Genomic DNA, 12275 nt, shown 5'->3' with positions numbered 1-12275 from the left:
AAATCCGGCGCGCTGGCGAAAATGCGCTTACGGACGTGTTGTCCCTCCCGTTAGCATGACAAGGAAGATCGCGATTCCGGGGTTTGGAGGTGGAACCACGGCCATATCAGGATTTAGAGCCAGGTGCCAAACGTATAAGATCAAAATGTACTGGTTAGTTAGTCGTTGATCCACATGTTATCTCTACCTCTTTCCGACGACGCGTGGCTACGCGTCAGTCATCTGTTCAATCAGGAGCCGAATCTGCGATCCGGACGGCCGCGCCGAAATCCGCGCGACGTGCTCAACGCAATCCTGTGGGTGACTACGCAGAACGAGAAGTGGCATCGGCTGCCGGCATGCTTTCCGCCGTCGCAAACGTGCTACATCAAATGGTTGCAGTGGCGGCGCGACGGCATCATGTCGAAGATTCACGAGGAACTCGGCGTGAAGCACGTCTTGCCGACGTGTACCGGAGCAGACGGCACGTGAGCGCCCGGTCGGCAAGCGCATAGCTACAACTGCGCGGGCGTATGATTCTGCAACCTCTACCAGGCAGGAGTCACCTATGCATCCGCGTGTTCATCTTCTCTTCGTTGCCGCATTGGCCGGTCTCCTGAATGCGTGCGCACAAACCGGCCCCGTCGAGTTTTCGGCGTCCGGTGCCGACGCGCCGATGTTCAACCAGGCAAGCGATATGGACTTCGGTCCGATGGACAGATCGATCGCACAATGCAAAGCCGTGTCGAGGAACGCGGGCCCGGATCAATGCACGAAAGTTCGCGCGTACGAATCGTGTATGAAGAGCCGGGGCTACATTACCGTGCTTGGGCCGGAAAACCCGCAAGGCTGCGGCGATCCGGAGTGGGAAAAGGATGTGCGCAAGTGGCTGCGGTGAGAAAACCCATGACAGAGCGGCGACAAACTAAAGGCCTAAACTGAACGGCCCCGGCCCCGGCCCCGGCCCCGATCGCGGCGTGGCTCAAGCTTGCCAAGGGTTCTGACATGCCCGATACATGCCCGCGCCGCGACGGAAGCGCGCTCGCCATCACCTTCTCAAACCACTCCGAGAAGCTCCTTCAGTTGCGCCGTTCGCGAGCGGCTGACCGGCACCTGGGTCTGTTCCGCGTCGTCCATGACGAGATTGACGCTCTCGTCCAGTTTGACCAGCTCGACCGCATATTGCAGGCTCACAATATGGCTGCGATGAACGCGCAGATAAATGCTGCTGTCGAGGCGCAGCTCCAGGTCGGCCAGTGAAAGATTGGACAGGTAGCGGTCGTCTCGCGTCACGATCGTCGTGTAGTGGCCGTCGCCCTGAAAGCGCACGATATCCTTCAGATCGAGCAGGATCACGCGGTTTTTCCGGTACACGGGAATCTTGAAGAGGCGTCTCGGCGAGGGCGCGCTGCCGCCTGCCGGCAGGCCGGACGGTTCGGTGGTCAGATCGGTGACGTCGTAGAAGATCATGCAGGTGCCGCACGCGCCGCCGGCGGCAATCATGCTGGACACCTTGATCATCAGGATGCGGTCGGGGATGTTGATCATCATCGCTACCGGCGGCGGCGACTTGACCGGGCAGCCACCCACGTCTTTCGACTGCAGCAGGAAGCGCAGCTTGTCGCGGCTTTTCTCCGGGTGCAGTTGCACCACGTCGATGCCGAACAGACTATCCTGCGTCACGCCTAGCGATTGCTCGCCGGCCGGCCCGAGAATTTGCAGCGCGACGTCGTTGAATGCCGTGACGCGGCCGTGCTGGTCCAGCCAGACGATCCCCGGATTGAACTGCTCGAGTTTGTGCTGGAACGTCTCCGCGCGGCGCTCGGCCGCCGATACGGAAGCGGGCTCAGACGATTTCATGCGGGCTCTCCTGTCCTCATGGGGCTGTCCACGTTCTCAGTCGATTTTTATCTGCCAGTCTCTGTATCTGCCGATTTTCGCGCAAATTTCCGGGTCGTTCACGCAGGTAAACCCGCCATTCGGGAAACCGGCGTCAAATGGCCCGTTGCGTAGTGAAATCGCGCTTTCTGCCGCGCGCGAGCGAACGAGCGCCGTAACGGCCGCATCAGCCGGGCGGTTCGGGTTTCATGTACGTTTTCCGGTAGTTGGCGCGCGTGAACCGCCGTTCGGGAAATTGCGTTGAATTGCTGCATTGCATTGTGAAATCCTTGACCAAAGGCCCGTGACGTTTCCGGTCGTGCGCCTTTGACAACAAAGGAGGCCAGTGTGATCCCCCGCCCGTTCGAATACCATGCTCCCCGAAGTCTGCCGGAAGCCATCGCGCTGCTCAGCGAATATGGCGACGAAGCGAAGCTGCTGGCCGGCGGCCACAGTTTGCTGCCCATGATGAAGCTGCGTTTTGCCGAGCCCGCTCATCTGATCGATCTGGGCAAGCTCAGCGAACTCAAGGGCATTCGCGAATCGGGCGGCGAAATCCGCATCGGCGCAATGACGACCGAGAACGAATTGATCTGGTCTGAACTGCTGCAAACGAAGTGTCCGTTGATCGTCGAGGGCGCGCGGCAGATTTCCGATCCGCAGGTACGTTACCGGGGCACGCTCGGCGGCGACCTTTCGCATGGCGATCCGGGCAACGACCACCCCGCGCTGATGATGGCGCTGGGTGCATCATTCGTGCTGGCAGGCGGACAGGGCGAACGCGTCGTGCCGGCCGACGGTTTCTTTCTCGGCACGTACACGACGCAGCTCGAACCCGGCGAAATCATGACGGAGATCCGCATTCCGACGCCGGCGCCGGGCACCGGTTATTGCTACGCCAAGCTCAAGCGCAAAACCGGCGACTTCGCGACGGCCGCCGCGGCGGTCACGCTGCGAATCAGCGCGGGAGCGGTCAGCGACGTGCGGATTGCTCTGACCAATGTTGCCGAGACCGCACTGCGTGCGAGCGACGCGGAGCACGCGCTGCAGGGCAAACCGCTGGATGGCGCCACGCTCGCCGAAGCCGTCCGTCTGGCGATGGCGGCCTGTGCGCCGGTCGCCGATCTGCGCGGCGACGCCGAATACAAAACGGCGATGGCCGGCGAGATGACGCGCCGCGCGCTGACCAGCGCCTATATGCGGGCGCTGCACTGAACGCGGTTTCCAGGAGACAAGCGACATGAGCAAAAAAATCATGGTGTCGTTCAATCTGAACGGCAAGGAGACGGACGTGATAGTGGAGCCGCGCGAGCTGCTGATTCATACGCTGCGCGAAAAGTGCCTGCACACCGGGCCGCATATCGGCTGCGAGACCTCGCACTGCGGCGCCTGCACCGTCGACTTCAACGGCATGTCGGTCAAGTCCTGCACGGTATTGACCGTGCAGGCCGAAGGCGCCGAGGTGCTGAGCGTCGAAGGCCTCGCGCAAGGCGGCGAGCTGCATGCGCTGCAGGAAGGCTTCATGCAGGAGCATGGGCTGCAATGCGGCTTCTGTACGCCGGGCATGCTGATGCGAGCCTATCGGCTGTTGCAGGAAAATCCCGATCCGAGCGATGAGGAGATCCGTTACTGGATGGCGGGCAACCTGTGCCGCTGTACGGGCTATCAGAACATCGTGAAGGCGGTGCAGTACGCGGCGCGCAAGCTGCGGGGCGAAGCGGTGGAGACATCGCATCCGCTGATGACAGCGGACACCCACTGACGACCGGGAGAACGTGATGGGCAATCTCGACACCAATCTCGATCGTCTCGCCGCGCTGGAAGGCATGGGCTGCTCGCGCAAACGCCGCGAAGATCCGCGCTTCATCCAGGGCAAGGGCACGTATGTCGATGACGTGAAGATGCCGGGCATGCTGTTCGGCGTGATGGTGCGCAGTCCCTATGCGCATGCCCGCGTGAAGAAGATCGACAAGTCGCGCGCGCTCGCGCACCCTGGCGTACACGCGGTGCTGACCGCCGACGACCTGAAGCCGCTCAAACTCCACTGGATGCCGACGCTGGCCGGCGACGTGCAAGCCGTGCTGGCCGATGAAAAGGTCTGCTTCCAGAATCAGGAAGTCGCGTTCGTGGTGGCCGACGACCGCTATGTGGCGGCAGACGCCGCGGAACTCGTGGAAGTGGAGTACGAGGAACTGCCCGCCGTGGTCGATCCGCTGACGGCGCTCGCCGCGGATGCGCCGGTGATCCGCGAGGACATTCAGGACAAGCAGGCCGGTGCGCACGGCGCGCGCAAGCACCCGAATCACATCTTCACCTGGCAGGTCGGCGACAAGGACAAGACCGACCGTGTGTTCGACAACGCCGAGGTCACGGTCACGCAGGACATGCTGTACCCGCGCGTGCACCCGTGTCCGCTCGAAACCTGCGGCTGCGTGGCGTCGTTCGACAAGGCGCGCGGCGACCTGACCGTCTATATCACGTCGCAGGCGCCGCATGTGGTGCGAACGGTGGTCGGCCTGCTGTCGGCGATTCCCGAGTCGAAAATCCGCATTATCTCGCCGGACATTGGCGGCGGCTTCGGCAACAAGGTCGGCGTGTATCCGGGCTACGTGACCTCGATTGTGGCGTCGATCGTGCTGGGGCGGCCGGTCAAGTGGATCGAATCGCGCGCCGAGAACCTGAGCAGCACCGCATTCGCGCGCGACTATCACATGAGCGGCGAACTGGCGGCGGATCGCGATGGCCGCATCAAGGCGCTGCGTGTGCACGTCACCGCGGATCATGGCGCGTTCGACGCCTGCGCGGACCCGACCAAATGGCCCGCCGGCATGTTCCATGTCTGTACGGGATCCTATGCGATTCCCAACGCCTTCGTCTCGGTCGACGGCGTCTATACCAACAAGTTTCCAGGCGGGGTCGCGTACCGGTGCTCGTTCAGAGTCACCGAGGCGGTCTATCTGATCGAGCGTATGGTCGACGTGCTGGCGCAAAAGCTCGGCATCGACAAAGCCGAAATCCGCTTGCGCAACTTCATCCGCAAGGAGCAGTTTCCGTACACCACGCCGCTCGGCCTGGAATACGATTCGGGCGATTACGAACCGGCGCTGAAAAAAGTGCTCGCCGCAGTCGACTACCCCGGACTGCGTGCCGAACAGGCCGCACGGCGCGCGGATCCGAATGCCGAATGGCTGCTGGGCATCGGCGTCGTGAACTTTACCGAGATCGTCGGCGCCGGGCCGTCGAAAATGTGCGACATCCTCGGCGTGGGCATGTTCGATTCATGCGAGATTCGCGTGCATCCCGACGGCTCCGCCATTGCGCGCATGGGGACGATCACGCAGGGACAGGGGCATCAGACCACTTACGCGCAGATCATCGCGTCAGAAGCGGGAATTCCGGCGTCGGTGATTACGGTCGAAGAAGGCGATACGTCCACCGCGCCTTATGGCCTCGGCACCTACGGCTCGCGTTCCACGCCGGTGGCGGGCGCGGCGATCGCGCGCGCGTCGCGCAAGATTCGCGAGAAGGCCCGGCAGATCGCCGCGCATCTGCTCGAAGCCAGCCCTGGCGACGTCGAGTTCGATCTCGACCGCTTTGTCCTCAAAGGCTCGCCGGGCCAGTTCAAAACCATCAAGGAAGTTGCGTGGGCGGCGTACAACAACGTGCCCGACGGGCTTGAGATGGGCCTCGAAGCCGTCGATTACTACGACCCGCCCAACTTCACGTTCCCGTTCGGCGCATACGTCTGTGTGCTGGAGGTGAACCGCTACACCGGCGAAACGCGGGTGCGCCGCTTCTACGCGCTCGACGATTGCGGCACGCGGATCAATCCGATGATCATCGAAGGACAGATCCACGGCGGTTTGACCGAAGGCTTCGCGGTGGCGATGGGGCAGGAGTTGCCCTACGACGAGGCTGGCAATCTGCTGGGCGCGACGCTGATGGATTACTTCGTGCCGACATCAGTGGAAACGCCGCACTGGGAGACCGATTTCACGGTGACGCCGTCGCCGCATCATCCGATCGGTGCGAAGGGCGTGGCGGAATCGCCGCACGTGGGCTCGATTCCGTGCTTTACGGCGGCGATGGTCGATGCGTTCGCGCACCTGGGCGTCACGCATATGAACATGCCGCACAACGCATATCGCGTCTGGCAGCAGTGCCGTGCGCTAGGACTCACGCGCCAGTGACGCCTGCCTGTATGCCGGGCTAACGACATACAGGCAGGCACGCCGGCAGGCCCACGGGCAGACACGCAGGCAGCGCGCAACACAGGCAAAGGATGGTCCGATGAAAGTCGTGCTCGAAAAAGTATTTCCGCTGGCCGCCACGGCGGACAGCGCGTGGCAACTGATGCAGGATATCGAGGCGGTGGCCGGCTGCATGCCGGGCGCGAAGATCACCGAACGCATCGACGACACGCATTACAAAGGGACGATCACGGTGCGGCTTGGACCGGCCACCATGTCGTTCAAGGGCGATATCGAGGTGCTGGATCTCGACCCGGCGGCGCGCAGCCTGCATCTGACCGGCAAGGGCGCGGACGCGACCGGCACCTCGGCGGCCTCGATGGATCTGGTCGCCGCGGTGCAGGCGAGTGGCGAGACCTGCGAGCTGACCGGCAGAAGCGAAGTGACGATGAGCGGCAAGGCCGCTTCGCTCGGCGGCCGGCTAATGGGCCCGGTGTCGGAGCAGATGCTCAAGCAGTTCGTGGCGAACTTCGCGGCGCGGCTGCCGGCTTTGCCGGCGCAGCAGAGCGCGTCGCCCGCCGGCACGGCGGCGGCAAACTCGCAGCCGCCGCAGCCGTCCGTCACGCCTGAAGCCGCCGCGCAGCCTTCCGAACTGAACGGCCTCGCGCTCGCATGGGCCGTGATACGCGAGTGGCTGCGGGGGCTTTTCTCCCGCAAGACGGCTTGAGGACGCGAAGCGATCATGGCCACCGACCGCATGCACGACGTCGTCGATCTGCAGGCGCGGCTTGCGCAGCACGGCTTTATCGCCGAGCGCAGCTTTGCCGCGACCTTGCTGCTGACGATGGAAATGCGCCGGCCGTTGCTGCTCGAAGGCGAGGCCGGCGTCGGCAAGACGGAGGTCGCCAAGGCGCTCGCGCGGCTGCTGGACACGCGGCTGATCCGCCTGCAATGCTATGAAGGGCTCGACGCGCATTCCGCGCTCTATGAATGGAACTACCAGCATCAACTGCTGGCGATCAAACTGCTCGAACAGGACGACCGGCCGATCCCCGACAAGGAGCAGGACATTTTCTCCGAGCGCTATCTGCTCAAACGGCCACTGCTCGAAGCGATCACCACGACGCCGGCACCCGTGTTGCTGATCGACGAAATCGACCGGACCGACGAAGCGTTCGAAGCCTATCTGCTGGAGTTGCTTTCCGACTTCCAGATGTCGATTCCGGAGTTGGGCGTGATACGTGCCGCGGAGCGGCCGTTCGTGATTCTGACCTCCAACGGCACGCGCGAAATCTCCGACGCGTTGCGGCGCCGCTGCCTGTATCAGTACGTCGACTATCCGGGCTTCGACAAGGAACTGCTGATCGTGCGCACCCAGATTCCCGACGTGCCGGAGAAGCTGGCGCGGCAGATGGTCGAATTCGTCCAGTCGGTCAGGCAAATGGATCTGCGCAAAAAACCCGGTCTTGCCGAAACGCTCGACTGGGTTGCCGCGTTGCTGCGCCTCGGCGTCAGCGCGATCGATGCGGACGGCGTCGAGCGGATCATGGATTCACTCGCCGCGCTCGTCAAAACACGCGAGGACCAGGCTGGCCTGACCCGGCCGGTTGTCGAAAAACTGGTGGCGTCATGCTGACCGGCATCGACCGCGCCGACGTGCGGCGCCCTCCGCCATCGAGCCTCGAAGAAGCACTGGTGGCCCGCTATGCCGGTTTTGCCGGCTGGCTGCGCACGAACGATTTTCATGTGACGAGCAGCGATGTGGCCGCCTCGATGGAAATCGCGCTGCGCATGGGCCAACTGGACAGCCAGGTGCTGCGCTGGAGCCTGCGCGCGTTGCTCTGCTCGCGTGCGCAGGAGTGGCGGCGCTTCGACGAACTGTTCGACGCGTATTTCCTCGCGCCGAACCGCCGCAAACTGGTCGAAACGCGGGCGGGCGGTGCGGGTCGCATCGAACGGGACAATGGCGCGGGGCTGCGCGACGGCAGCGAAGGCATGCCGCTCTCTCTGGCAAGCGGAGGCGACGGCGCCGCGGCGCTGCCCAACGGCAGCACGGCCGGGCAGGGCGCCAGTCTTGAGGCGTCGTTGGGCTACGCGGATTTCCGCCATCTGAACCAGCCCGACGAACTGTTCGCGATCGACGCCGCGATCCGCCGTTTCGCGCAGCGTCTGCAAGGCATCCAGTTGCGCCGCGAGCGGCGCGCGAACGCCGGCCGCGTGATCGACATGGCGTGGACGGTGCGCCGCAGCGTATCGCGCGGCGGCCTGCCGCTCGACCTGGGCTGGCGCCGCAAGCGGCGGCTGCGGCCGCGCATCGTGCTGCTGCTGGACGTGAGCCGCTCCATGAGCCTGTACAGCTTTTTCTATCTGCGGCTTGCGCGCGTGTTGAGCGCGCAGGTGTCCGACGTGCATTGCTTCATCTTTCACACGCGGCTGGTGGGCGTCGAGCAGGCGCTGCGCGACCCGGACCCGTGGCGCTCGCAGGAGCGCCTGCAATTGCTGTCGGCAGGGTGGGCGGGCGGCACGCGCATCGGCGACAGTCTCGACGAATTCAACCAGCGGCATGCCACGCGGCTGCTGCACTCGCGCACGGCTGTGGTGGTGGTCAGCGACGGTTACGACGCCGGTGAACCCGCGCGCCTCGAACAGGCGCTTGCCACGATGCGGCGCCGCTGCCGGTGTCTGGTGTGGCTCAACCCGCTGGCAAGCCGCACCGATTTCACGCCGGCCAGCGCCGGCATGCAGGCGGCGCTTCCCTATGTCGACCTGCTGGCCGGCGCACGCGATCTGGCGAGCCTCGAACGCGTGCTGCCGCAAGTGCTGTCGGTTTTGCAATGAGCATCCTGCCATGAGCAATGAAACCCTACTCCAACTCGAACAACGGCTGATCGAAGAAGCGCAGCCGTTCGCCGTCGTGACCGTGATTCGCGCGGCGCCGCCAACCTCTGCGTGGGTAGGTGCGCAGGCGCTGGTCGAGGGCGACGGCGCGTTGCATGGCTGGATCGGCGGCGGCTGTTCGCGCTCGATCGTGGTCGCGGCCGCCCTGCAGACCATCCGCGCCGGCCAGCCCAAACGTGTGCGCATCAGTAACGAGCCGGGCAGGCCGGAAGCCGATGTCGAGGCGCACGCCATGCCCTGTGCGAGCAACGGCACGCTCGAACTGTTCATCCAGCCTACCTTGCCCGCGCCGATGGTGCTGATACTGGGTTCGACGCCCACCGCGCTCGAAGCCTGCGTGCTGGCTCAGCGAGTGGGCCTGCGCGTGGGCGCCGCGGCGAGCGTGACGGCACCGCTGGCGGCGCTCGGTCTGCCGTGGGTGAGGCAAGGCTTCGACGCGGCCGCGTTCGACCAGATCGAGCCTCAATTGATTCTGGTCGCGACTCAAGGCGACAACGACGAAGACGCACTCGAAGCCGCCTTGCGCAGTACGGCCGCCGCCGTGCTGCTGGTCGCGAGCGAGCGCAAGGCAGACCGCTTGCGCGACGCGATGCGCCGGCGCGGCATTACGCCTGAGCGCCTCGCCGCGCTGCATTCGCCCGCGGGTCCGCACATCCACGCGCGTACGCCGCAGGAGATCGCGTTGGGCGCGGTCGCGGGCCTCGTGACGCTGCGCCGTGAACTGCAGCAACAGGCCGCCGCTGCCGGGGCCGACGCATCGCATCTCGTGAGTGGCGAAACGGTGCCGGCGTTGTCGCCGTGTGAAACGTCGGCTTCGATCGAAACGCCTCGCGCGCGCTATCTGAATCCGGTGTGCGGGATGGCGGTCGAGCCTGCGTCGGCAAAGCACGTGCTCGACTACGGCGGTGAGCGTGTCTATTTTTGCTGCGACGGTTGCAAGCTCGAATTCGAACGCGCGCCCGACAAATATCTGGCGATCGCTCAAGGGCGCGCCCAGTTGGAGAAGACATGAACGACGCATGGAAGGTCGCCACGCCCGGCGAGGCGCCGACATTCTCGGCGGTGGTGCTGGCCGCCGGCCTGTCGTCCAGGATGCAAGGGCAGCATAAGCTGCTGCTGCCGCTCGATGGTCAGCCCGCCGTCAGGCGCACCGTGGGCGCGCTCGCCGGGGCAGGTCCCGCGCAAATCGTGGTCGTCACCGGTTACAAGGGACGGGCGGTGATGGAAGCGCTCGACGGCCTGCCGGTCAGCTTCCAGAGCAATCCGCGCTATGAGGAAGGGCAGATGAGCTCGGTCGCTGCGGGCGTGGCCGCCCTGACCGCGCCGTGCGGCGTGGTGATGGTGTGTCTGGGCGACCAGGTACTGCTCGACGCCACCGATTACCGCGAGTTGATCGATGCGTTCGCCGCGATGCCGCGTGGCTCGATACTCGTGCCGTTCTTCAACGGACAACGCGGCAACCCTGTGGCGTTCTCCGCGAGCTATGCCGCCGAGGTTGTCAGCGGCCACGTGAATCCGGGATGCCGCAAGCTGATCGCCGAGCATCCCGACGACGTGTTCATCCACGAAGCTGCCCATGACCGCTTTACGATCGACATGGACACGCCGGAAGATTACGCGCGCATTCTGGAGCGGCTGGCGTCGCGGGAGAGATGCTGATTCGCTTCAACATGCCGGAGCATGACATGATGCACGTGGTCTGCGCATCACAACTCCGATTCGATCGGCAACAAGCCGAGAAACCAGATACCCACACGCTTCATACCGGACACACCCGGTTCGTCGCTCTCGGTCACCTTGCCGTCCGGCGCGGTGTCGATCCACACAATGCGGCTCGTGCCGTTGGCATCCGTGCGGGTTTCGAGCCGCCACGCGATCTGATCCAGTTTCGGTTCGAGTCCATCCGCGACTTGAGCGGCGAGCGGGGCGCTTTCGCAGTACACGCCAATTTCCGTATTGAGCGTGATCGAACGGGGATCGAGATTCATCGAGCCGATGAAGACACTGGTCCTGTCGAACACATAGGTCTTGGCGTGCAGCGAGGCTTTCGAGGAACCCAGAATCGATTTCTTTTTCTCGCCGTGGTCTTCGCCAGCAACCGGCTTCAGTTCGTAGAGGTGCACGCCCGCGTCGAGCAGATCCTTGCGGTAGCGCTGATACCCCGCATGAACGGCGGCTACGTCCGTGGCGGCGAGCGAGTTCGTCAGCACCGTCACGCGCACGCCGCGCTGCGTTTGTGCGCGCATCCACGCGACGCCCTTTTTACCGGGCACGAAGTACGGCGAGATAATCAGGACTTCCTTCGCGGGCTCGATACTCAGCGCATTGAACTGCGACAGCAAATGTCCCTGGGGATCGTCCGGCGAGCGTGTGATCTTGGCGGGATCGTCGTAGAGGAGCGTGGCTTTTCCCCAGGAGAAGTCGGTCTCGCGCGCATTCAGGGTGTCGCGAAGCCGGGCTCTTGCCTGCGTGACGTACGGCGAATCGTGCTCGGACGCAACGAATGCCGTGAGCTTCGCGCGATAGCCCGGCAGCGCGTCCGGTTCGGCGGCATGACCGGTCAGATTGACGATCGGATAGGCGGCATCCGAGTTCCAGAATTCGTCGAAGGCATTGGAGACTTTGTGGACCACCGGCCCGAACGTCAGCACGTCGAGATCGCCGAAATCGACCTCGCTGGATGCGCCGAAGTATTCGTCGCCGATATTGCGGCCGCCCAGGATGGCGGCCTGATTGTCCGCGATCAGCGCCTTGTTGTGCATGCGGCGGTTGATCCGGCTGAACTCCAGCGCGGTGCCGAGCTTCTTGAAGCTGCGGCTGGCAATCGGATTGAACAGCCGTATTTCGATGTTGGGGTGTGAACTGATGGCGAGCAGAACCTGGTCGTCGGCGCCGGTGCCCAGGTCGTCCAGCAACACGCGAACCCTGACGCCGCGATCGGCCGCCTTCAGCACGGCATCGGCCAGGTGGCGGCCGGTCAGATCGTCGTGCCAGATGTAGTACTGCAGATCGAGTGTGCGCTCGGCCGCATCCGCCAGCACGATACGGGCGAGAAGGGCATCGACGCCATTGGGTAACAGCTGGAATGCGCTGCTGTCGGGATGCTTGCGCTCCTGCGGCACGAAGGCGGCGCCGAGCCGGGTGCTGTCGGTGTCCGTCAGCGCGTGCGTCGCGCTGCGCCCGGTCTGCGGCGGCAAGCTCGCGCAGGCGGACAGCAACGCGATCAGCAGGATTACCGCAATGCCACGAAACGTCGCCATGTTGTGCCCTTCGATCGCCCAGTCCGTAAGATAGCCGCAGACTGGGGTCGAGTCGAGTGAGCACTGATGG

General features: G+C 64.2%; 12 protein-coding genes. 10 read left to right on the top strand and 2 right to left on the bottom strand.

What is annotated here, in order from left to right:
- Positions 1-174: 174 nt before the first annotated feature.
- Both PDMSB3_RS10085 and PDMSB3_RS10080 read left to right on the top strand, forming a co-directional pair.
- Positions 175-471 carry a transposase gene (locus PDMSB3_RS10085; RefSeq protein WP_007181866.1) on the top strand — a complete coding sequence of 99 codons (297 nt, stop codon included), beginning with the start codon at positions 175-177 and terminating at the stop codon, positions 469-471.
- Between the two features lie 76 nt (positions 472-547).
- On the top strand, positions 548-877 hold the full coding sequence (locus tag PDMSB3_RS10080) for a hypothetical protein (protein ID WP_007181867.1): 330 nt from the start codon (positions 548-550) through the stop codon (positions 875-877).
- Positions 878-1035: 158 nt separating this feature from the next.
- Here the strand turns inward: PDMSB3_RS10080 and rcoM are convergent, their stop codons facing one another.
- Positions 1036-1839 (bottom strand): heme-containing CO-sensing transcriptional regulator RcoM, encoded by an 804-nt coding sequence (gene rcoM, locus PDMSB3_RS10075; protein WP_007181868.1) that lies wholly within the window; start codon positions 1837-1839, stop codon positions 1036-1038.
- Positions 1840-2205: 366 nt separating this feature from the next.
- Here rcoM and PDMSB3_RS10070 point away from each other — a divergent pair, with 366 nt between their 5' ends.
- The 8 genes from PDMSB3_RS10070 to PDMSB3_RS10035 all read left to right on the top strand — a co-directional run bounded on the left by PDMSB3_RS10070 (position 2206) and on the right by PDMSB3_RS10035 (position 10604).
- Positions 2206-3072, top strand: a complete 867-nt coding sequence (locus tag PDMSB3_RS10070; RefSeq protein ID WP_165186019.1) for an FAD binding domain-containing protein — start codon at positions 2206-2208, stop codon at positions 3070-3072.
- 25 nt (positions 3073-3097) lie between these two features.
- Positions 3098-3619: a (2Fe-2S)-binding protein gene (locus tag PDMSB3_RS10065; RefSeq protein WP_165186016.1), complete on the top strand. Its 522-nt coding sequence runs from the start codon at positions 3098-3100 to the stop codon at positions 3617-3619.
- 16 nt (positions 3620-3635) lie between these two features.
- Entirely contained in the window at positions 3636-6047 is a 2412-nt protein-coding gene (locus tag PDMSB3_RS10060) for an aerobic carbon-monoxide dehydrogenase large subunit (RefSeq protein WP_007181871.1), read from the top strand.
- Positions 6048-6147: 100 nt separating this feature from the next.
- The gene (locus PDMSB3_RS10055) at positions 6148-6774 is read left to right on the top strand and encodes an SRPBCC family protein (RefSeq protein ID WP_007181872.1); all 627 of its coding nucleotides are present in this window, start codon (positions 6148-6150) and stop codon (positions 6772-6774) included.
- 15 nt (positions 6775-6789) lie between these two features.
- Entirely contained in the window at positions 6790-7683 is an 894-nt protein-coding gene (locus PDMSB3_RS10050) for an AAA family ATPase (protein WP_165186013.1), read from the top strand.
- Positions 7677-8885 carry a vWA domain-containing protein gene (locus tag PDMSB3_RS10045; RefSeq protein WP_165186011.1) on the top strand — a complete coding sequence of 403 codons (1209 nt, stop codon included), beginning with the start codon at positions 7677-7679 and terminating at the stop codon, positions 8883-8885. The genes PDMSB3_RS10050 and PDMSB3_RS10045 overlap by 7 nt, the downstream gene beginning before the upstream one ends.
- A 10-nt stretch (positions 8886-8895) precedes the next feature.
- On the top strand, positions 8896-9957 hold the full coding sequence (locus PDMSB3_RS10040; protein ID WP_007181875.1) for an XdhC family protein: 1062 nt from the start codon (positions 8896-8898) through the stop codon (positions 9955-9957).
- Entirely contained in the window at positions 9954-10604 is a 651-nt protein-coding gene (locus PDMSB3_RS10035; protein ID WP_007181876.1) for a nucleotidyltransferase family protein, read from the top strand. The genes PDMSB3_RS10040 and PDMSB3_RS10035 overlap by 4 nt, the downstream gene beginning before the upstream one ends.
- A 47-nt stretch (positions 10605-10651) precedes the next feature.
- Here PDMSB3_RS10035 and PDMSB3_RS10030 read toward each other — a convergent pair whose 3' ends face one another.
- Complete coding sequence (locus PDMSB3_RS10030; protein ID WP_007181877.1) at positions 10652-12205, bottom strand: phospholipase D family protein; 1554 nt, start codon at positions 12203-12205, stop codon at positions 10652-10654.
- Positions 12206-12275: the final 70 nt, after the last annotated feature.

The organism is Paraburkholderia dioscoreae (assembly GCF_902459535.1).
GTDB classification, from domain to species: Bacteria; Pseudomonadota; Gammaproteobacteria; order Burkholderiales; family Burkholderiaceae; genus Paraburkholderia; species Paraburkholderia dioscoreae.
This window is presented reverse-complemented; position numbering and strand designations above follow the sequence as displayed.